The following is a 20,080-nucleotide window of genomic DNA, read 5'->3' as shown; positions in this document are numbered from 1 at the left end:
GCGTCCCGGAGGAGATCAACTCCGACGCAAACTTCTTGATCAACGCGACAGGCGCGAGGCGGTGACCGTGGGAGGGCGGGCGCCCAGGAAGAAGATGCCGGGGTAGCCCTTCGTCTCGAAGCCCTTGCTGGGGTTGCGGCGAAGTGTGGAGTTCTCGATGCGAATCGTGCCGGTGCGGTTGTTGCTGACGAAGAAGATGGCGCCGCCGCCCTCGTTCGCCGTGTTGCCCTCGATGAGGGTGCCGGCGATCCGGACGGTGAACTCGTTGCCGTCGCAGTAGATGGCGCCGCCGCTGCCGCCGCCGGGGGTGCCGGACCGGGCCGGGTTCGCGCCGCTGCCGACCGCCCGGTTGTCGCGGAAGACGCTGTTCAGCACTGTCCAGGAGACGCCGATGCTGCTGGTCGCGGCGCCGTTCGCGCAGACCCCGCCGGTGAAGCTGCTGTTCACCACGTAGACCGGCCGGTTCTCGTGCTGGCTGAGCACGCGCAGCGCCGCGCCGCCCAGGTCCTGGCCCGTCCGGTCGCAGCGGTTGTCCACGAAGCGCGTGTTGACCACCTTGAACCGGCCGCCGCGGACGAAGATCGCGCCGCCCCCGCCACCCTCGGTCCGGTCGCCGGTGGAGTCGCCGTCGGCGAAGGTCAGGTTCTGCACGGTGAGCTGCGGGTGGTCCTGGTTCTGGCAGTGCGAGGTGGTCCAGCCCTGGGCCTGGTCGCAGGTGTTCTGGTAGAGGATCCGGCGCTCGCCGCCGCCGCTCAGGGTGACCTTGCCGCCGCCGTCCAGCACGATCCGCGGGCCGTGCGAGTTGACCACCTTCGCGGTCGCCTTCATCCGGATGGTCACCGGGGCCGGCCCGCAGTCGAAGGTGATGATCCCGCCGGCCGCCACGGCCTTCACCACCGCCTCGGAGGTGCAGCTCGCCGGGGTGCCGGTGCCGACCGTACGGGTCGGGCGCGAGGTGTCCACCGCCCGCGCCTCGGCGGGCACGGCGGCGTGCCCGTCGGGGTTGCCGGCGCGGAAGGCGCTCGCTGCGGGAGCAGCGCTGGGCCTGGCGCTGCCGAGACCGGCCCGGGCGCTCGGGCTGCCGGTCGGGGGCGGCGTCGGGCCGGCGGCGGTGGCAGCCGCCGGCGCGGGCGGGTCCGCCGGCCCGTCGCCTCCGCACGCGGGCAGGGTGGCGGTGGCGACAGCGAGGACGAGGAGGGCGACAGCGGACTTCACGCGCACCGCCCGATGCTAGGAGGACCGGCCTTCCCCGCACGACTCCGGACGGGATCCTTAACCCGCGGATAAGCCAGGACCCACCGCCGGTGACCGGCCTCAGCCGTGCGACAGCGCGAACGCGAGCAGGAAGCCGAGGACGGTGATCAGGCCGACCAGCAGGTGGGCGTTCTCGAACGCCTCCGGGACCATGGTGTCGGTGATCATCGCGAGGATGGCGCCGGCCGCGAGCGCGGTGATGGTGGCTAGCACGGCGGGCGGGGCGCCGCCGAGCAGCGCGTACCCGGCCAGCGCGGCCACGCCGGAGGCCAGGGCGATGGCCGTCCAGAGCAGGAGGATCCAGCGCCGGCTGCGACCGGCCTGACGCATGCCGGCCGCGCTGGACAGCCCCTCGGGCACGTTGCTGAGGAAGACCGCGACCACGGTGACCAGGCTGACCTTGCCGCCGCCCAGCAGGCTCGCGCCGATCACCACCGACTCCGGTACGCCGTCCAGCAGCGCGCCCACCGCGATGGCCGTACCCGAGCCGGGCAGCTCCTGCTCGGTGGGCTGCTCGACGCCGGAGCGCTTGCGGTGCCGCGCCCCGCGCCGGGCCAGCAGGATGTTCGCCGCGGTGTACGCGAGCGCCCCCACCGCCGTCCCGAGGGCCACCGGCAGCAGCCCGCCCTGGTCGTGCGCCCCGGCGAGCAGCTCGAACGAGACCGCGGAGAGCAGCACGCCGGCGCCGAACGCCATGACGGACGCGGTGATCCGGCGCGGCACCCGCGCGGAGAACCCGGCGACCGCCCCGACCAGCAGAGCGGACCCGGCCAGCAGGCCCCAGCCTCCTGCTTCCCACCACCCCGGCACCGCAGCACCCTACCCCCGGACAGGGCCGGGAAACGGACTCAGAAGTCGGCGAACAGGTAGGGCAGCGCGCGCGGGAAGATCCGGCGCAGCTCGGCCGCCGCGTCCACCGGCACCTCGCCGAGCCCGCGCACGGCCACCTCGGCCGGGTCCAGCACGCCGTACGCCAGGGCAGAGAGCCCGGCGGCGGTGAGCCGCGCGGTCGGCACGGTGCCCGCGGCGGCGGTGTCCCCGGGGAGCACCTCCAGGGTGCCGGTGGCGCCGTCGAGCAGGTGGGTGCCGGCGAGCCAGCGGTCGCCGACCAGTTCGACGGCGGCCCGGCCGGTCCCGGCGGGCCGGCCGGCGAGCGCGTCCAGGCTGAGCAGCCGGGCCATCGGGGCGGGCGAGCCGGGCCGGGACACCCGCGCCTCGACGTGCACGGCGAGGTCGGTGAGCCACAGCTCGGGCAGCTCGTCGGCGGGAAGCTCGACGCTGATCCGCTCCACCTGGTCGACGTGGCGGGCGAAGAACTGGAGCAGCGAGGCCCGGGCGTACGGATCGGCGGCCAGCAGGTCGTCGGCGATCAACGCGCCGCCGTGGTCGTCGATCCGGTAGGTGACCGCGCCGACCGTCTCGCCGTCCCGGACGGCGGTGAGCAGCCAGCGGTCGTCCCGGTCGCGCAGCCCGACCGCCCGGAAGTCCGGAAAGATCGCGAACCCGTGCCGCTCGCGCACGCAGCGCTCGGTGTACGCCCGCCACCGGTCGTAGCCGACGCCGACCCGCTCCCAGACCACCTCGCCGGGCAGTTCGGCGCGGAGCAGCGGGGCCAGGTCCGCCGGCGTGAAGACCGCGGTACGCCGGCGGGGCAGCCCGACGTAGCCGAAGCGCTCGTAGAACGAGGCGCGGAAGGGGTAGAGGGCGGTGAGCGGGTGCCCCTCGTCGCGCATCTCGTCGAGGAGCCGGTGCAGCAGCGTCCGCACGTGCCCGCGCCGGCGGGCCAGCGGGTGGGTGGCCACCCCGGCGACGCCGGCCATCGGCAGCACGGCGCCGCGCAGGTTCTGCCGCATCGGGACGGCGGAGACGGCAGCCGTGGTGACCCCGTCCTCCTCGACCACCAGCGTCCGGTTGCCCGCGTTGTACGGCAGGTACTCGCGGAACTCCTCGGTCCGCGACACGGCCATCGGCGATGCCTCGAAGGCGTACGCCTGGAGCGGGAAGCTGGTGGTCAGGCGTTCCTCGGCGGCCAACCGGCGAATGCGCATCCGTTCATCCCAACCCGACCCACCGGGCGGCGCAACCCGAATCGGGCCGGCTCAGGCCTCGGTGACGTCGGAGACCACCACGGTGACGTTGTCCGGTGCGCCGGCCTGGTGGGCGAGCTTCACCAGTTGCTCGCCGCACTGCTGCCGGTCGCCGTAGGTGGCCAGCGCCGAGGCGATGGCGGCGTCCTCCACGTAGTCGGAGAGGCCGTCGCTGCACAGCAGCAGCCGGTCCCCGGCGAACACGGTGAGCACCCCGACGGCGGGGGGCGCGTCCGAGCCCTGCACCGCCCGGGTGACCAGCGAGCGCTGCGGGTGGTGGCGGGCCTGGTCGGGGGAGAGCGCGCCCTGGTCGACCAGCGCCTGCACGAAGGTGTCGTCCCGGGTGAGCTGGCTCAGCTCGTTGTCCCGCAGCAGGTAGCAGCGGGAGTCGCCGACCTGGGCGAGGACCAGGGTGTCGCCGGCGAGCAGGCCGGCGGTGAGCGTGGTGCCCATGCCGTCGCGGGCCGGGTCGACCGTGATGGCGGCGCGGATGCGCTGGTTGGCGGTGCTCACCACGGCGCGCAGCGCGTCGGCGGCCTCGTCCGGCACGGTCGGCGGGGTCAGCTCGTCCAGGATGCGGATGACGATCTCGCTGGCCACCTCGCCGGCGGGGAGGCCACCCATGCCGTCGGCCACCGCCACCAGGCGGTCACCGGCGAGGGCGGAGTCCTCGTTGTTGGTCCGGACGAGGCCGACGTCGTTCAGGATGGCCGAGCGGAGGATGAGCGTCATGGGGACAAGCTTGCCAAGAACACCCGCTCCGCGTCTCTACGCACTGCTGGGTCTGTGGAAAGAAATGTCGCGCGCTTGCACACGCGGTATGCATCAAGCATCCACTGTGGTCGGTCGGGGGTAGCGCAGCAGCAGGCTCGCCCGGACCACCTCGTCGCCGACGGCGGCGTAGCTGTGCGGCACGTCGGAGGTCCAACGGAGGTATTCCCCCGGGCCGGCGGTCATCGGGGCGTCCGCCGGGCCGGCGCGGAGCACGCCGGAGAAGACGGTGACGTGTTCGGTGACGCCGGCCTGGTGCGCGGGGGAGAGCTGCGCCGGGCCGGGGCTGACCCGCATCCGGTAGAGCTCGTAGGTCGCGTCGGTGTCGCTGAAGACCTCCAGCAGGGTGGCACCCACCGCGGCGCCGCGTACGGTCGGCGTCTCCGCCGGCGCGGAGAGCACCGCGGTGAGCGGCACGCCGAGCTGGGCGGTGACCGCGTAGAGGGTTTCCAGGGTGGGGTTCCGGGTGCCGTTCTCCAGCCCGGAGAGGGTGGCCTTCCCGACGCCGGCCAGCCGGGCGAGCGTGGACAGGGACATCCCCCGCTCCTCGCGGAGGGCGCGGATCCGCCGGCCGACGGCTTCCGCGGTCCGGTCACCGGCTGGTGGGGCAGCTGCCATGGGGCTATCGTGCTACATCGGCCCGTTCCGTAAACGGAACGGCGGACGAGGGAGAGTGCATGGCCGGTCGACTGCAACCCGTGCTGGCCGGCGTGGTGACCGCCCTGGTCGGCTTCGCCAGCTCGTTCACGGTCGTGCTCGCCGGGCTGCGCGCGGTGGGCGCGGACGGGGCCCAGGCGGCCTCCGGGCTGCTCGCGCTCTGCGTGGCCAGCGGCTGCTGCGCGGTCTGGCTCGGGCTGCGGCACCGGCTGCCGCTGGCCATCGCGTGGTCGACCCCGGGCGCCGCGCTGCTCGTCGCCACCGGTCCGGTGCCCGGCGGCTGGCCGGCGGCGGTCGGCGCGTTCCTGCTCACCGGCCTTCTGATCGTCGTGGCCGGGCTCGTTCCGGCGCTGGGCCGGGCGGTCGCCGCGATCCCCGCGCCGATCGCCAGCGCGATGCTCGCCGGGGTGCTGCTGCCGCTCTGCACCGCGCCCGTCCGGGCCCTCGTCGAGGTGCCCCGGCTGGCCGGGCCGGTCGTGCTCGCCTGGCTGCTGCTGCACCGGTTCGCCCGCCGCTGGGCGGTGCCCGGCGCGCTCGCCGTGGCGGTGGTCGCGATCGCGCTGACCGCGTCCGGGCCGGCCCGGATCGACGCCGCCCCGGCCGTCGTGCTGACCGCGCCGGCCTGGACCCTGCCCGCGGTCGTCGGGCTGGCGCTGCCGCTGTTCCTGGTCACCATGGCCGCGCAGAACGTGCCGGGCACCGCCGTGCTCGCCGGCTACGGCTACCGGGCCCCGCTGGGCTCCGCGCTCCGGGTGACCGGGCTCGCCACCGCGCTCGGCGCGCCGGCCGGCGGGCACGCCGTGAACCTGGCCGCGATCACCGCCGCGCTGGCCGCCGGCCCGGACGCCCACCCCGACCCGGAGCGGCGCTGGATCGCCTCGGTCACCGCCGGGATCGGGCTGGCGCTGCTCGGCCTGGGGGCCGGCGTGGCGACCGCCCTGGTGCTGCTCTCCCCGCCGGTCCTGGTCGAGGCGGTGGCCGGGCTCGCGCTGCTCGGCGCGCTGGCCGGCGCGGTCGCGGCGGCGGTCGCCGAGCCGGACGCCCGGGAGGCGGCGGTGGTCACCCTCGTGGTCACCGCCTCCGGGGTGAGCCTGCTCGGCGTGGGCGGCGCGTTCTGGGGTCTGGTCGCCGGCTGGCTGATGCTGCTGCTGTTCCGCCACCGCCGCGCCGGCACGCCACCACCACCCGAGCCGGCGGCCGAGCCGGAACCGGCCGCCCCGGCCCGGGCGGGCTGATCAGGCGACGCCCTCCGCCTCGACGCCGGGGAGTCACTCCTCCGGGGGGAGGTCGGCGGCGGGGACGGTGAGGCGTACGCCGTCGTCGGTGACCGCGGCGATCCGGTCGGCCAGCACGTAGACCGCGCCGGTGCGGGCCAGCTCGGTGGAGACCTTGAGGTAGCCCTCGCGGAGCAGCCGGGCGGCCAGGTCGGCCGGGACGTCCGGCTCCTCGGCGGCCGCCGACCCGATCAGCTCGTCCAGGCTGCTGCCCGGGTCCACCGGAGCGGGCGCCTGCACGGTCACGGCGGCCGGGTCGCCGCGCTGGACGAGATCCACGGTGCCCACCTCGACGCCGGTGGAGTCGACCACCCGCATGCCGGTGGTGACCCGGGAGACGCTGTCCTGCTGCTGGCTCATACAGGCGCGGTTCCCGAGGCGCGCGGGCGCTAAACGGACGGGGCCCAGCCGCTCGGCGGGCGGGGGGACAGCTCGCGCCAGGTGTCCGTCCCCTCCAGCAGTGCCCGGACCGTCTCCTCGGCCTCCTCGACGCTGGCGTACTCGTAGAACTGGGAGACCCCCTCGGCGCCGCCGGCGCGCTGCTCGACGTGCCAGCGGTCGCCGTCGACCCGGAGGAAGACGTCCCGCCGGGCCAGCCGCCCCCATTTCCCGTTCCACCAGTGCCTGCGCTGCTCCATGCCCGGACTCTATCGAACATGTGTTCGACACGCGTCGGCCCCCGCGGGATTCCCACGGGGGCCGATCGGCTATGGCGTCAGCGCGCCGCCGGCGGCTCCTGCCGACGGCCGAGCACGTCGTCCAGCGCACCGCGCTGCTGCGCCGGGACCGACTGGTTGCCGGCGAGCAGCGCGTCCCGGATCTCGGTGAGCAGCTTGATCTCCTCGCTCGGGGCCTTCGGCGGCGGCTCCTCGCCGCGCCGGCGCCGCTCGGCGAGCCGGTTCATCGGGTAGACCACCAGGAAGTACAGCGCCGCCGCGGTGAGCAGGAAGGTGATCGCGGCGTTGACGAAGGCCACCCAGTCGAACGGGATGCCCCGGAACTTCGGGGTGGAGCCGCTGAGGCCGTCCCTGCTGCCGGTGATCAGCGCGATGAACACCCGGACCAGCGGTTCGAGGAACGACTTGGTGAGCTGGGTGACCACGCCGGTGAAGGCCGCGCCGATGACGACACCGACCGCCAGGTCGACGACGTTGCCGCGCATGATGAAGTCTTTGAAGCCCTTGAGCATCCGTACTCCCGTGCTGTCCGAATCTCCGTCCGGCACAACCTATGCCCCGGAGGGGGCTTCGAGAAAAGCACCGGCCTCGATCGCCGCCCGGGCCGGGTCGCCGTCCCGGATCGCCTCGACCAGCCGGCCGTGGTCGACGTACCGCTCGGGCTCCAGGGCCTCGCCCATCGCCTGGGCGACGGTGCTGCGCAGCGCGGCGCCGACCGAGGCGTAGAGCTCGGCCAGCATGGCGTTGTGCGCGGCGGCCACCACCGCGACGTGCAGCGCGGCGTCCGCCTCCACGAACTCCGCGACCCGGCCGGAGCGCCAGGCGGCCTCCCGGCTGGCGAGCGCGGCGTCGAGCGCCGCCAGGTCGGCGGGGGTACGCCGCAGCGCGGCGAGCCGGGCCGCCTCCACCTCGAAGGCACGCCGGACCTCGATCACCTCGGCCATTCGGTCGTCGGTGAGCCGGCGGGCCACCACAGGGGCCAGCTCGTCGGTCGACAACACGTAGGTTCCGGAGCCCTGCCGGCACTCCAGCACCCCGGCGTGCACCAGCGCCCGGACCGCCTCGCGGACCGTGTTCCGCCCCACGCCCAGCGCGGCGACGAGCTGCGGCTCGGTGGGGATCTTCGCGCCCACCGGCCACTCGCCCCCGAGGATCCGGGCCCGAAGCTGCTCGATGGTCTGGCGCACCCGGTGACCGCGCGGCGGCACGGCGACGGAATCGACGGCGGGTGTCACCGGTTACACCTCCTGCCGAAATTCATCCCATGATTGTAGGTTCGAGGTCATGACCCCGCCACCCACGTCCACCGCGGCCCCGGTCAGCGACGCGCCCACCACCGACGTGCCGCCGCAGGCCGGCGGAGCGCCGGCCGCCGCCGTGCCCCCGGCCGCCCCGGCCCGCGGTGGCCTGCTGGTCCTGGTCGGCATGCTGCTGGTCGCGCTCAACCTGCGCGCCGCGGTGACCAGCCTGGGTGCCCTGCTCGACGAGATCCGGGACGGGCTGGGCCTCTCCGGCACGATGGCCGGCGTCGTCACCACGCTGCCCACCATCGCCTTCGCCGGGCTCGGGGCCCTCACCCCGTGGCTGGTCCGCCGCTGGCCGGCCGCCCGGGTGCTGGTGCTCGCCATGCTCGCGCTCACCGTCGGGCAGGTGCTGCGCGTGGTCACCGACTCGGCGGCGGTCTTCGTGCTCACCAGCGCGCTCGCACTGGCCGGCATCGCGGTCGCCAACATCCTGCTGCCGATGCTGGTCAAGCAGCACTTCCCGCACCGCACCGGGCTGGTCACCGGGGCGTACACGATGACCCTGACCGTGGGCACGACGGTGGCCGCCGCCTCGGCGGTGCCGATCGCCCACGCCTTCGGCTCCTGGCGGGCCGGGCTCGGCGTCTGGGCCGGGCTGGGCGCGGTGGCCGTGCTCCCGTGGGTGCCGCTGGCGCTGCGGGCCCGGGCCGCGCGACGGACCGCGGCGCCGGCGGTGGCCGCCGCCGGGCCGGCGCGGGTACGGCCGGGGCGGACCCGGCTCGGCTGGGCCATGGCGGTGTACTTCGGGGCGCAGTCGCTCAGCGGGTACGCGATCATGGGCTGGCTGGCCCAGCTCTTCCGGGACGCCGGCTACGCGCCGGAGGCGGCCGGCCTGCTGCTCGCCGGGGTGACCGCGCTGGGCGTGCCGGTGGCGCTGATGATGCCGACCCTGGCCGGCCGGCTGCCCACCCTGCGACCGCTGGTGCTGTCGCTGACGGCCTTCTCCGCAGCCGCGTACCTCGGTCTGGCGCTCGCGCCGCACGGCCTGGCGCCGCTCTGGGTGCTGCTGCTGGCCCTCGGCCAGGGAGCGTTCCCGCTGATCCTGACCACCATCGGGCTGCGCGCCCGGACCGCCGAGGGCACGGTGGCCCTCTCCGCCTTCGCACAGAGCACCGGCTACGTGATCGCCGCGCTCGGCCCGCTGCTGGTCGGCGTCCTCTACGAGGCGACCGGGGGGTGGACCGCGCCGATCGGCTTCCTGCTGGTGGCCCTCGCCGTGCAGACGACGGCGGGCATGGTGATCGCCCGTCCCCGCCACATCGAGGACGAGCGCTGAGCGGGAACGGTCAGGAGGAGGCCGGCGTGGGGTCGCCCGCCACGGCCTGCTCCACCGTGGGGTAGGTGTGCAGCACCTCGACCAGGCCGCTGACCTCGAGGATGCGGAGCACACCGCGCTGCGGGGCGGCCAGCCGGACCACGCCGCCGGCCTCGTCGCAGCTGTTCTTGGCGCGCACGAACACCGACAGCCCGGTGGAGTCGCAGAACGACACCTCGGCCAGGTCGAACACGAGGCGGTTGCGCCCCTTGTCCAGCAGGTCCGTGATCTGGTCCTGGAGCTGCGGTGCCGTCGCCATGTCCAGCTCGCCCGCGACCGACACGACGACCACGTCGCCGCGCTGTTCCGTGTGCACCGTCAGGGACATTCGCCGACCTCCTGTGTTCGGTGGAACGGTATCCCACGAAGCTGGCAACGTGCAGAACGGGAGCCGACAAGGGTGCCGTCGATCATTCCTTTGCTCTGCGGCAACTAGTGCGGCAACCTCCGGTGATAGAGTCCGCCCGTCCAGAGTTCAGGGAGGTCAACATGGCGTTGAGCGCCGAACAGAGTGGCCGGCTCGCCCGCCTGCTGAGTGAGCACGCCGACCGGCTGACCGAGCGCTGGACGGAGATCATCGTCGCCTCGCTGCGCGGTCGCCTCAGCCAGGCCGAGCTGAGCCGGCAGGTACGCGAGCTGCACCGCAGCATGGTCGACGCGACAGGGAACGGTCTCGCCGACCTGGCCGACGAGCACGGCGGCGAGCTGCGCGCGGTGCTCGCCGAGCTGTCGACGAGCCGGGCCCGGCAGGGCTTCAGCGCCACCGAGACCGCGATCAGCGTCTTCGCGGTCAAGGACGCGCTGCTGGAGCTGATGGAGCAGGACCAGGGCACCGACACCCTGCGCGACTTCGTCGCCTTCTCCGGCCTGGTCGACCAGATGGGGCTGTTCACCTTCGAGACCTTCGTGCGCGCCCGGGAGGGCCTGATCGCCGACCAGGCGGAGCAGCTGCTGGAGCTTTCCACGCCGGTGGTGAAGCTCTGGGAGGGCGTGGTCGCCGTCCCGCTGGTCGGCACCCTCGACTCGGCCCGCGCCCAGGTGGTGATGGAGCGGCTGCTCCAGACCCTGGTCGACACCGGCTCGCCCTACGCGATCATCGACATCACCGGCGTGCCGGCGGTGGACACCCAGGTCGCCCAGCACATCCTCAAGACCGTGGTGGCCGCCCGGCTGATGGGCGCCGACTGCATCATCTCCGGCATCCGGCCGCAGATCGCCCAGACGATCGTCGCCCTCGGCATCGAGTTCGGCGACATCGCCACCAAGGCGAGCCTGGCCGACGCGCTGCGCCACGTGCTGCGCCTGACCGGCGTCGAGACCACCTCCCGCCGCCCGCGCCGGGAGTCCTGATGGAGCGGGTGCCGATCCTCAAGATCGGTGACATCCTGCTGGTCTCCATCCAGGTCGACATGTCCGACCAGACGGCGATCCAGCTCCAGGAGGACCTGGCCGAGCGGATCGTCGCCACCGGCTCGCACGGCGTGATCATCGACATCACGGCGCTGGACATCGTCGACTCCTTCGTCGGCCGGATGCTCTCCACCATCGCGTCCATCTCCAAGGTGCTCGACGCCGAGACGGTGGTGGTCGGGATGCGTCCGGCCGTCGCCATCACCCTTGTCGAGCTGGGGCTGTCGCTCCACGGCATCCGCACCGCGCTGAACGTCGAGCGGGGCATGGAGCTGATCGCGGCCACCCGCGGCGACGAGTGGGACGAGGCGGACGTCGACGAGGACGCCGAGACGACGGCCACGCCATGACCGCCGGCGTCGACCTGGGAGTGCCGGCGACCCAGGCGATCCGCAGCGACGAGGACGTGGTCCGGGTCCGGCAGCTGGTGCGGACCACCGCCGTCGCGGTCAAGCTTTCGCTGGTCGACCAGACCAAGCTGGTCACCGCCGCCAGCGAGCTGGCCCGCAACACGCTGATCTACGGCGGCGGGGGCAGCGCCGAGGTGGTCACCGTCGAGGACGGGCGCCGGCGCGGGGTGCGCATCGTCTTCGCCGACCAGGGCCCGGGCATCCCCGACCTCGACGAGGCCTTCACCGACGGCTTCACCACCGGCGGCGGGCTCGGTCTCGGGCTCAGCGGCGCCCGGCGGCTGGTCGACGACTTCGACATCTGGACCGCCGTGGGTGAAGGCACCCGGATCACCGTCACCAAGTGGTCCCGATGAACGCCGACGTGGTCGCCGACCACGGTCTCTGGTTCCGGCTGGAGAGCGGCGCCACGGCGAGCAGCGTGCGGCGGGCCGCCGAGCGGCTCGGCCGGCAGCTGGAACTCGGCGAGCAGCGGGTCGCAGACCTGGCCATCGTCACCGCCGAGATCACCAGCAACCTGGTCAAGCACGCCCAGGAGGGCACCCTGCTGCTCCGCCCGGCACGCCGGGGCGGGCGGGCCGGGGTGGAGCTGGTGGCGATCGACTCCGGCCCCGGCATGGCCGACCTCGCCCTCTCCTCCGCGGACGGGCACTCCACCACCGGCACACTCGGCATCGGCCTCGGCGCGATCGTCCGGCAGGCGAGCCGGTTCGACGGCTACTCGCTGCCCGGCCGCGGCACCGTGCTGACCGTCCAGGTCTGGAACGGTCCGGTCCCCGAGCCGGACTGGGCCGGCGCGCTGGTCCGGCCGATCACCGGCGAGCAGGTGAGCGGCGACGGGTACGCGGTGCGGGTGGCCGACGGCCGGCGGCAGGTGCTGGTCTGCGACGGCCTGGGACACGGCCCGCTGGCCGCCGCCGCGACGGGAGCCGCGCTGGCCGCCTTCCGGGCCGCGCCGCCCAGCTCGCCGGGCACCGTGGTGCAGCACCTGCACCGGGCCATCGGGCACACCCGCGGCGCCGCGCTGGCGGTGGCCGAACTGAATCCCGTGTCGGGCTTGCTGCGGTACGCGGGGCTGGGCAACATCGCAGCCATGATCGTGGCCGCGGGTGAGCGACGGCGGGGTCTCGTCTCGCTGCCCGGCATCGCCGGACACCAGCGCCCCGCGGTGCGGGAGTACGACTACCCGTTCCCGTCCGGGGCGACCCTGGTGATGCACAGCGACGGCGTGGCGGACCGCTGGGACCTGGCCGACTACCCCGGCCTGACCGGCCGCCAGCCGCTGCTGATCGCCGCCACCCTGCTCCGCGACGCCGGGGTCCGCCGCGACGACGCCTGCGTCCTGGTCGCCCGGGCGGAGCCGTGACCCGCCCGTCCGCCGCCGACCCGGTGCTGCAGATGACGCTCCGGGTGGAGCACGACATCTTCCTGGTCCGGCAGCGCGGCCGGGAGGTGGCCGCCGCCGTCGGGCTGGAGCACCAGGACCAGGTACGCCTGGCCACCGCGCTCAGCGAGGTGGCCCGGGACCTGCTGCGCACCGTCGGCGGCGCGGACGTCGCCTTCGTGCTGGACCGGGAGGTCACCACCGGCGGGCCGGTGCTCCGGGTGGACCTGGTCCCGGCCCGTCCCCTCCCCGACGGCCGGTACGAGCCGCAGTCCGGTGCGGTGGCGCGTCTGGTGGACATGCTGGGTGTGGTGGCCGACGGGGACGATACGGTCGTGAGGATGTCCCGACGAGTCCCGGCCCACGCGCCGCCGCTGACGCCGGAGCGTCTCGACCAGCTCCGGACCGAGTTGGCCGGCAGCGCTCCGGGCACCGCGCTGGACGAGTTGGCCGCACAGAACGCGCAGCTCATCGCCGCCCTCGACGAGGTGCGCAGCCACCGCGACGAGCTGGAGGTGCTCAACTCCGAGCTCCAGGAGACCAACCGGGGCGTGATGGCGCTCTACAACCAGCTCACCGAGGAGCTGGAGGAGACCAACCGCGGCGTGGTGGCGCTCTACGCCGAGCTGGACGAGAAGTCCGCCCAGCTCCGCGCGGCCAGCGAGTCGAAGAGCCGGTTCCTGGCCAACGTGAGCCACGAGCTGCGCGCCCCGGTCACCGCGATCATCGGGCTGGGCCGCCTGCTCGGCGACTCCGCCTCCGACCCGCTCACCGCCGAGCAGGCCCGGCAGGTGGGGCTGATCCGGTCGTCCGCGGCCGACCTGCTCGGCCTGGTCAACGAGCTTCTCGACCTGGCCAAGGCCGAGTCGGGCCGGCTCGAACCGAACTGGGTCGAGGTGGACCTGCGCGGGCTCTTCGGGCAGCTCCGCGGCACGCTGCGGGCGCTGGCCACCCGGCCGGGTGTGGAGCTGGTCGTGGAGGAGCCGCCGGCCCCGGCGACGGTCCGCTCGGACGAGGTGCTGCTCGCCCAGGTGCTGCGCAATCTGCTGCACAACGGCCTGAAGTTCACCGAGCGGGGTGAGGTGCGGCTGCGGGCGGAACGCCGCGGCGACCTCTGGTCGCTGTCGGTCAGCGACACCGGCGCGGGCATCCCGCCGGAGCTGCACGAGCGGATCTTCGAGGAGTTCTACCAGGTGCCCGGCACGACGCGGGTCGGCGGCACCGGCCTCGGCCTGCCGTACGCGCGCCGGCTGGTCACACTGCTCGGCGGGACGATGGAGCTGACCAGCGAACCCGGCCGGGGCAGCACTTTCACCGTGCATCTTCCCGTGGGCGGAGCCTGACGGTGGAGGGCGCCCCGGCGACCGTGCTGGTGGTCGACGACAGCGGTCCGAAGCGGTACCTGCTGGTCAGCTGGCTGACCCGGGCCGGCTTCGCGACCGTCGAGGCCGAGAACGGCGCCGAGGCGCTGGACCTGGTGCGCAAGGACGGGATCGACCTGGTGGTGCTCGACGTCCGGCTGCCGGACATGAGCGGCTTCGAGGTCTGCGAGCTGATCAAGGACTTCCGCCCGTCGACCCCGGTCATCCACGTCTCGGCGCACGCGGTGGACGTGGTGGACCGTGCGCAGGGGCTGACCCGGGGCGCGGACGCGTACCTGGCCGAGCCGATCGAGCCGGAGGAACTGGTCGCCACCGCGCACGCGGTGCTCCGCTACTACCAGGCCCGGCAGCGGGCCGAGCTGCTCGCCGAGCGGCTCGCCGCGCTGGCCGACGCCACCGTGCAGATGCACGCGGCACCGAACTTCGTCCGGCTGCTGGAGGCGGCGGCGGCCGGTGCGGCGCAGATCTTCAAGAGCCCGGCGGCGGTGATCGCGGAGACGTTCGACGGCGACTGCCTGGCCGGGGTGACCGCCGGCCCGGAGGCGCCACCGGTGATCGTGCCGTGGACGGTGGACGACACCGGCCTGCCGATCGGCACGCGGGTGCGGGTCGACGAACCGGGCGCCTGGGACCTGACCGCCTGGCCCGCCGGCGACACGGTTACCGTGGCCGCCGCCCGGCTGCGGGAGGACCGGGCGCCGCTCTACGTGGTGGTGCCGACCGCCACCCAGACCGTACGGACCCCGGTGCTGGTGCAGCTCGCCCAGGCCGTCGCCTCGGCGGTGGAGGCCCAGCGCTCCTTCGACCAGGAGCACCGCATCGCGGTGACCCTCCAGCGCAGCCTGCTGCCCCGCCGGCTGCCCGAGATCGCCGGCCTGGACCTGGCCGTCCGCTACGAGCCGGCCAGCGCCCACACCGAGGTGGGCGGCGACTTCTACGAGCTGGTGATGCTCGACGGTCACCTGCTGATGGCGATCGGCGACGTGGCCGGGCACTCCCTGCACGCCGCCACCGTGATGGCCGAGCTGCGGCACGCGGTGCGCGCGTACGCCGTCGAGGGGCATCCGCCGGGCGTGATCCTGGACCGGGTCAACGAGATGATGCGCACCCTGCTGCCGGCCGAGCTGGCCACCATCTGCGTGCTGCTGCTCGACCCGGGCAGCGGGCTGATCCGGCTGGCCAGCGCCGGGCACCTGCCGGCCCTGGTCAGCAACGACGGGCGGATCGAGTTCGTGCAGCATTCCGCCCCGCTGCTCGGGGTGCGCGCGCCCCGACCGCCGGACCTGGAGTTCGTGCTGCCGGCCGGTGCCACGCTGGTCCTCTACACCGACGGGCTGATCGAGCGGCGGGACGCCACCATCGACGAGGGCATGGCCGCGCTCGGCGCGGTCGCCATCCGGGTCGACGACGACCTGGACCAGTTCTGCCAGCGGCTGCTGGTCGAGCTGGCGCCGCCGGAGATCCACGACGACGTCGCGGTGGTCGCCGTCCGCCGCCGCTGAGCCCGGGTCACCCGCCGCGCGACGCCGCCAGCGAGCGGGCGTACGCGGCCGGCGACACCCCGGCCACCGCCGTGAACTCGCGGACCAGGTGGGCCTGGTCGGCGTACCCCAGGTCGGCGGCGACCCGGGACCAGTCGAGCGGCCCGGCGGCGGCCTGCTCGATCGCCTCCTGGAGCCGGTAGCGGCGGATCACCCACTTCGGACCGACGCCGACGTGGTCCAGGAAGAGCCGCTGGAGCCGCCGGGTGGAGACGCCGTGCCGCCGGGCGAAGTCGTCGACGCGCAGCACGCTCCGGTCGGCGCGGATCTCCTCGACCAGGGCGGTGGCCTCGGCGGCGAGCGGGTCCGGCACCGGCTCCCAGGCAATGAGCAGGTCGTCCAGCCGGCGGCACCGCTGCGTGTCGGTGCCCGGGCAGACCGGCCCGGCGGTGAACGGCCCGGCGGGGGCCGCGCCGGAGGGTGGTGGCCCGGCGGGCAGCGGGAGCCGCCGGCCGGTCAGCTCGGCCACCGGGCGGCGCCAGAAGGCGCGGAAGCCGCCCGGGCGGAACTGCACTCCGGTGACCCGGCCGGTGCCGTGCAGGGTGATCGTGAACAGGCCGGTGTCCACTCCGGCCAGCAGGCCGTGCTCGGCTCCGCCGTCCTGCGCCTGGAACACCGCGTTGACCGCCGGGTGCGGAACGATCCGCTGGTCGAACGGCTCGGTCAGCGCCCAGTCGATCAGCCAGTAGTGCTCGACCCAGGGGCGCAGCGCCGGGGTCGGCAGCCGGCGCCGGAAGCGGACCCGCCGCCGCAGCCGGCCGGGGTCGAGGATCCCCCTGCTGTCCCGCCGCGGCTCGTGTCGCATTTCTTCAAGACCGCCCTCATACGCTGGTCCGTATGACCACGAAGACTAGTGAGTTGCTGGCCGTCGCCGCGCCCCGGACGGCGGCGGTGGTCCAGGGCATCGCCGACGACCAGCTCGGCCTGCCCACCCCGTGCCCCGACTACACGGTGCGCGACCTGCTCAACCACCTCTTCGACGTGGTGGTGAACTTCCAGGACCTGGCCCGCCGGCGGGAGGTCGACTGGGCGGCCAAGACCGACCACCTGACCGAGGGCTGGCGGGACCGGTTCGCGGCCGAGACGGTCCGCCTGACCCGGGCGTGGGCGGACCCGGCGGCGCTGGAGGGCATCTCGCCCGGCATGGGGCTGTCCCAGGAGACCGTCGGCCAGATGGCCCTGATCGACCTCGTCGTGCACGGCTGGGACCTGGCCCGGGCGACCGGCCAGCGGCTGGAGGTCGACCCGGCCGTGCTGGCGGAGGGCCACGGCTTCATGGACCGGATGGGGGACACCGGGCAGCAGATGGGCGCCTTCGGTGAGCCCGTCCCCACCAGCGCCGAGCCGACCACGCTGGACGCCCTCCTCGGCCGGACCGGTCGCGACCCCGCCTGGACCTCCTGACCCCCGACCGGCCCGTGCGGCGCGTCGCCGCACGGGCCACCCTTGACACCACTATTCACTCGATGAATAGTGAGGCGCGTGTCCACTCAGCACGTCCTGCTCGGGCTGCTCGCGCGCGGCCCCCGCCACGGCTACGAGCTGAAGCGCGCCCATGACGAGCGGCTGCCCCGGGCCCGGCCGCTCGCCTTCGGGCAGGTCTACGCCACCCTGGCCCGGCTCCAGCGGGACGGTCTGGTGGCCCCGGCCGGCCAGGCCCGCGAGGGCGGCCCGGACCGCACGGCCTACGCGCTGACCGCGGACGGGCGGGCCACGCTCGACCGGTGGCTGGCCACCGTCGAGCCGCCCATGCCCTACGTGGCGAGCACCCTCTTCGCCAAGGTGGTGGTCGCGCTCATGGTCGCCGACGTCGAGCGGGCCCGCGCCTACCTGATCGCCCAGCGCCGGGCGCACACCGAGCGGCTGCGCGAGCTGACCGCAGTGAAGACCGCCCCGGCGGCCCGCCTCGACGAGGTGATCGCGGCCGACTTCGCCATCGCTCATCTCGACGCCGACCTGCGGTGGCTGCACACCACCCTGGAGCGCGTCGCCGACTGGCACCGGGAGGTGCACTCGTGAGCTTCCTTCAGGCACGTGGCGTGGTCCGGGCGTACGGAAGGACGCCGGCCCTGCGCGGCGTGACGCTCGACGTGGCCGAGGGCGAGATCCTCGCGGTCACCGGCCCGAGCGGCTGCGGCAAGTCCACCCTGCTGCACTGCCTCGCCGGCATCCTGCGCCCGGATGCCGGGCAGGTCACCTGGCGCGGGGAGCGGATCGACGAGTGGTCGGAGTCGGCCCGGTCCCGGCTGCGGCGGACCGAGTTCGGGGTGCTCTTCCAGTTCGGCCAGCTCGTCGCCGAGCTGACCGCGGCGGAGAACGTCGCCCTTCCGCTACTTCTCGCCGGCACGGGGCGGCGGGAGGCGCGGACGGCGGCGCTCACCTGGCTGGAGCGGCTCGGCGTGGCCGAGGTCGCCGACGCCCGGCCGGGCGAGATGTCCGGCGGGCAGCAGCAGCGCTCGGCCCTGGCCCGGGCCCTGGTCACCGAGCCGCGGGTGCTCTTCGCCGACGAGCCCACCGGCGCGCTGGACACGCTCACCGGCGAGCAGGTGCTCACCCAGCTCGTCCGGCTGGCCCGGGAACAGCGCACCACTGTCGTGCTGGTCACCCACGAGCCGCGGATCGCCGCGTACGCCGACCGTGAGGTCACCCTGCGCGACGGGCTGGTCGATCCGTCCGGCCTCCGTCTCGACGCGCCGGTGCCCGGCGGTCACCGGTGAGGCCGGGCACGCTGTTCCGGCTCGCCGGGGCCGGCACCCGCACCGACACCGCCCGGGTCGCGTTGACCGCGCTGAGCGCCGCCCTGGCCACGCTGGTCGGGCTGGCCGCGCTCACCGTGCTGGCCATACCCACCCCGCCGGCCACCGACGACAACTCGGTCCGCTGGTCCGTCCAGTACACCAACGGGCTGCTGCGCGAGCCGGGCCTGCGGGGCGGCCTGACGTTCGGCCTGCTGCTGCTCGTCGTGCCGGTGCTCGGGCTGGCCGGGCAGTGCGCCCGGCTCGGCGCGCCGGCCCGGGACCGCCGGCTGGCCGCGCTCCGGTTGGCCGGGGCGACCCCGCGTCAGGTCACCCGCATCGCCGCCGCGGAGACCGGGCTGGCCAGCCTGCTCGGCACCGTCGTGGGCCTCGCCGTCTTCCTGGCCGGCCACCGGCTGCTGCACCGGCCCGGTCCGGACGGGCGGCTGCCGCTGCCCACCGACGTCCACCCGGCCCCGCCGGCCGTGCTGGCCGTGGTGCTCGGCCTGCCGCTGCTCGCCGCCCTGGTCGGCGCGGTGCTGCTGCGCCGGGTCACCACCACCCCGTTCGGCGTGGTCCGCCGGGTCCGCACCCGGGCGCCCTGGCCGTGGCCCGGCCTGCTGATCGTGGTGGGGCTGGCCCTGTTCGCCGCGTTCCGGCCGGTGGGCCTCTGGTACGAGCGGCGGCACGACCAGCCGCCGCCCTGGCTGCTGCCGACGCTGCTCATCCTCGGCGCCCTGGCCGCCATGGTCGGGGTGATCGCCGGCACCGGCTGGCTCTCCCACGCCACCGGTCGCCTGCTGCACCGGTACGGCCGCCGCCCGGCCGCGCTGCTCGCCGCGCGCCGGCTGACCGCCGACCCGTGGGCGGGCAGCCGCACCTTCGCGGCGCTGCTGGCGGCCCTGGTCTTCGGCGCGGGCGCCGCCGGTGTCCGCGCCGACTTCCTGGCCAGCATGGAGCTGGAGCGCCGCACGGGTGCCGGGATGGCCGGCTCGGACTCCTTCTACCTGGGCGCGATGGACCTGGTCGACCTGGGGGTCGCGGTGTCCGTGGCGATCGCGGCCGGCGGGCTGCTGGTGGCGGTCGTCGAGGGGATCACGAGCCGGCGCCGGGCGTACGCGGCGCTGGTGGCGACCGGGGTGCCGCGGGCCACCATCGGCCGCTCGCTGCTCTGGCAGTCGCTCGCCCCGGCGGTGCCCGCGATCGGCCTCGCGCTGGCCGTCGGCTACCTGCTCGTCCGGGGTGTGTTTCCCGCACCCTCCGCCGGGGGCTACGAGCAGACGGTCTGCGACGCGGGCGAGCAACTCTGCGGGGATCCGGCCACCGGTGCCCGCTACACCCGCACCGAGTGGGTGCCCGAGGTGACCGTCCCGCCGCACGTACCGTGGGAGCAGCTCGCCTGGTCCGCGGCCGGCGGACTGGCCGCCGTGCTGCTGACCGCCGGCGTCGGCGTGCTCTTCCTGCGCGCCAGCACGACGGTGGAGGAACTGCGCACGACCTGACGTGACGCGGCCGGCGCCACCGGCGCTGTTTGGCACGGAGGCCGCGCGGTCTCCCGAGCCGGTCCGTCAACCGGCGTGAGCGCGTGACAGTGGGAGACCCAGCACCATGCAGAACGAGCCGGGCGGTGCGCCGCCGGTGTTCGTCGACCGGACCGGCCGGCGCCGGCGGCTGACCGTGATCGCCGGCACGGCCATGGGCCTCGGCCTGCTCACCAGCTTCGGCCTGATCCTGGCCGGGCTCTTCTTCGACTCCTCGGTGCCGCTGCCCGGCTGGTCGGACACGAGGCAGTCGCCGATCGAGGCCGGGGTCGACGCCCCGCCCCCGGGAAGCGGGTGTTGCCGGAGCTGGCCAGGTTGTCGTAGCGGCCGCCGGAGCA

General features: G+C 74.8%; 24 protein-coding genes. 13 read left to right on the top strand and 11 right to left on the bottom strand.

Annotation, left to right across the window (positions count from 1 at the left end):
- Positions 1-39: 39 nt before the first annotated feature.
- From ACW0Q9_RS17325 to ACW0Q9_RS17305, 5 genes are all read right to left on the bottom strand, one after another.
- Positions 40-1,215, bottom strand: a complete 1,176-nt coding sequence (locus ACW0Q9_RS17325; protein ID WP_456182498.1) for a hypothetical protein — start codon at positions 1,213-1,215, stop codon at positions 40-42.
- Between the two features lie 99 nt (positions 1,216-1,314).
- Positions 1,315-2,064: a ZIP family metal transporter gene (locus ACW0Q9_RS17320; protein ID WP_456182492.1), complete on the bottom strand. Its 750-nt coding sequence runs from the start codon at positions 2,062-2,064 to the stop codon at positions 1,315-1,317.
- Positions 2,065-2,102: 38 nt separating this feature from the next.
- Positions 2,103-3,302: a GNAT family N-acetyltransferase gene (locus tag ACW0Q9_RS17315; RefSeq protein ID WP_456182490.1), complete on the bottom strand. Its 1,200-nt coding sequence runs from the start codon at positions 3,300-3,302 to the stop codon at positions 2,103-2,105.
- 51 nt (positions 3,303-3,353) lie between these two features.
- On the bottom strand, positions 3,354-4,073 hold the full coding sequence (locus tag ACW0Q9_RS17310; protein ID WP_091315571.1) for a PP2C family protein-serine/threonine phosphatase: 720 nt from the start codon (positions 4,071-4,073) through the stop codon (positions 3,354-3,356).
- A gap of 93 nt (positions 4,074-4,166) precedes the next feature.
- Entirely contained in the window at positions 4,167-4,649 is a 483-nt protein-coding gene (locus ACW0Q9_RS17305; protein WP_456182488.1) for a helix-turn-helix domain-containing protein, read from the bottom strand.
- Positions 4,650-4,789: 140 nt separating this feature from the next.
- Here ACW0Q9_RS17305 and ACW0Q9_RS17300 point away from each other — a divergent pair, with 140 nt between their 5' ends.
- Positions 4,790-6,004, top strand: coding sequence for a benzoate/H(+) symporter BenE family transporter (locus ACW0Q9_RS17300; RefSeq protein ID WP_456182486.1), 1,215 nt, complete (start codon positions 4,790-4,792; stop codon positions 6,002-6,004).
- Positions 6,005-6,037: 33 nt separating this feature from the next.
- On the opposite strand, the gene ACW0Q9_RS17295 is transcribed toward ACW0Q9_RS17300, so the two are convergent.
- The 4 genes from ACW0Q9_RS17295 to ACW0Q9_RS17280 all read right to left on the bottom strand — a co-directional run bounded on the left by ACW0Q9_RS17295 (position 6,038) and on the right by ACW0Q9_RS17280 (position 7,955).
- Positions 6,038-6,403, bottom strand: a complete 366-nt coding sequence (locus ACW0Q9_RS17295) for a hypothetical protein (protein ID WP_254340666.1) — start codon at positions 6,401-6,403, stop codon at positions 6,038-6,040.
- Positions 6,404-6,432: 29 nt separating this feature from the next.
- Entirely contained in the window at positions 6,433-6,681 is a 249-nt protein-coding gene (locus ACW0Q9_RS17290; protein ID WP_357332344.1) for a hypothetical protein, read from the bottom strand.
- Positions 6,682-6,758: 77 nt separating this feature from the next.
- Complete coding sequence (gene mscL, locus ACW0Q9_RS17285) at positions 6,759-7,232, bottom strand: large conductance mechanosensitive channel protein MscL (protein ID WP_456182483.1); 474 nt, start codon at positions 7,230-7,232, stop codon at positions 6,759-6,761.
- A 39-nt stretch (positions 7,233-7,271) separates the two neighbouring features.
- Entirely contained in the window at positions 7,272-7,955 is a 684-nt protein-coding gene (locus tag ACW0Q9_RS17280) for a FadR/GntR family transcriptional regulator (protein ID WP_456182482.1), read from the bottom strand.
- Between the two features lie 49 nt (positions 7,956-8,004).
- Between ACW0Q9_RS17280 and ACW0Q9_RS17275 the strand changes: the two genes are divergently transcribed.
- Positions 8,005-9,300, top strand: a complete 1,296-nt coding sequence (locus ACW0Q9_RS17275; protein WP_456182480.1) for an MFS transporter — start codon at positions 8,005-8,007, stop codon at positions 9,298-9,300.
- 10 nt (positions 9,301-9,310) lie between these two features.
- On the opposite strand, the gene ACW0Q9_RS17270 is transcribed toward ACW0Q9_RS17275, so the two are convergent.
- Positions 9,311-9,667 (bottom strand): STAS domain-containing protein, encoded by a 357-nt coding sequence (locus tag ACW0Q9_RS17270; RefSeq protein ID WP_091315546.1) that lies wholly within the window; start codon positions 9,665-9,667, stop codon positions 9,311-9,313.
- Between the two features lie 161 nt (positions 9,668-9,828).
- Between ACW0Q9_RS17270 and ACW0Q9_RS17265 the strand changes: the two genes are divergently transcribed.
- From ACW0Q9_RS17265 to ACW0Q9_RS17240, 6 genes are read left to right on the top strand one after another with little or no spacing between them, the layout of a single operon-like run.
- Positions 9,829-10,689, top strand: coding sequence for an STAS domain-containing protein (locus ACW0Q9_RS17265; RefSeq protein ID WP_456182478.1), 861 nt, complete (start codon positions 9,829-9,831; stop codon positions 10,687-10,689).
- Entirely contained in the window at positions 10,689-11,099 is a 411-nt protein-coding gene (locus ACW0Q9_RS17260; RefSeq protein WP_456182476.1) for an STAS domain-containing protein, read from the top strand. Before ACW0Q9_RS17265 ends, ACW0Q9_RS17260 begins: the two co-directional genes overlap by 1 nt.
- Positions 11,096-11,515 (top strand): ATP-binding protein, encoded by a 420-nt coding sequence (locus ACW0Q9_RS17255; RefSeq protein ID WP_456182474.1) that lies wholly within the window; start codon positions 11,096-11,098, stop codon positions 11,513-11,515. Before ACW0Q9_RS17260 ends, ACW0Q9_RS17255 begins: the two co-directional genes overlap by 4 nt.
- A complete protein-coding gene (locus ACW0Q9_RS17250) occupies positions 11,512-12,525 on the top strand; it encodes an ATP-binding SpoIIE family protein phosphatase (RefSeq protein WP_456182496.1) in 1,014 nt (337 codons plus the stop codon). The genes ACW0Q9_RS17255 and ACW0Q9_RS17250 overlap by 4 nt, the downstream gene beginning before the upstream one ends.
- Positions 12,526-12,557: 32 nt before the next feature.
- The gene (locus ACW0Q9_RS17245) at positions 12,558-13,886 is read left to right on the top strand and encodes a sensor histidine kinase (RefSeq protein WP_456182494.1); all 1,329 of its coding nucleotides are present in this window, start codon (positions 12,558-12,560) and stop codon (positions 13,884-13,886) included.
- A gap of 2 nt (positions 13,887-13,888) precedes the next feature.
- Positions 13,889-15,427: a SpoIIE family protein phosphatase gene (locus tag ACW0Q9_RS17240; protein ID WP_456182472.1), complete on the top strand. Its 1,539-nt coding sequence runs from the start codon at positions 13,889-13,891 to the stop codon at positions 15,425-15,427.
- A gap of 7 nt (positions 15,428-15,434) precedes the next feature.
- Here ACW0Q9_RS17240 and ACW0Q9_RS17235 read toward each other — a convergent pair whose 3' ends face one another.
- A complete protein-coding gene (locus ACW0Q9_RS17235) occupies positions 15,435-16,271 on the bottom strand; it encodes a DUF6597 domain-containing transcriptional factor (RefSeq protein WP_456182470.1) in 837 nt (278 codons plus the stop codon).
- Positions 16,272-16,303: 32 nt separating this feature from the next.
- On the opposite strand from ACW0Q9_RS17235, the gene ACW0Q9_RS17230 reads away from it, so the two are divergent.
- From ACW0Q9_RS17230 to ACW0Q9_RS17210, 5 genes are all read left to right on the top strand, one after another.
- The gene (locus ACW0Q9_RS17230; RefSeq protein ID WP_456182468.1) at positions 16,304-16,870 is read left to right on the top strand and encodes a TIGR03086 family metal-binding protein; all 567 of its coding nucleotides are present in this window, start codon (positions 16,304-16,306) and stop codon (positions 16,868-16,870) included.
- A gap of 78 nt (positions 16,871-16,948) precedes the next feature.
- Positions 16,949-17,485 (top strand): PadR family transcriptional regulator, encoded by a 537-nt coding sequence (locus ACW0Q9_RS17225; RefSeq protein ID WP_456182466.1) that lies wholly within the window; start codon positions 16,949-16,951, stop codon positions 17,483-17,485.
- Positions 17,482-18,183 carry an ABC transporter ATP-binding protein gene (locus tag ACW0Q9_RS17220; RefSeq protein WP_456182464.1) on the top strand — a complete coding sequence of 234 codons (702 nt, stop codon included), beginning with the start codon at positions 17,482-17,484 and terminating at the stop codon, positions 18,181-18,183. Before ACW0Q9_RS17225 ends, ACW0Q9_RS17220 begins: the two co-directional genes overlap by 4 nt.
- Positions 18,180-19,703 (top strand): FtsX-like permease family protein, encoded by a 1,524-nt coding sequence (locus tag ACW0Q9_RS17215; protein ID WP_456182462.1) that lies wholly within the window; start codon positions 18,180-18,182, stop codon positions 19,701-19,703. Before ACW0Q9_RS17220 ends, ACW0Q9_RS17215 begins: the two co-directional genes overlap by 4 nt.
- A gap of 106 nt (positions 19,704-19,809) precedes the next feature.
- On the top strand, positions 19,810-20,080 hold a 271-nt coding region (locus tag ACW0Q9_RS17210), incomplete at its 3' end, for a hypothetical protein (RefSeq protein WP_456182460.1).

Source organism: Micromonospora sp. I033 (genome assembly GCF_053890995.1).
Note: the sequence above shows the minus strand (reverse complement) of the source record. Positions and strands in the feature narration are given on the sequence as shown.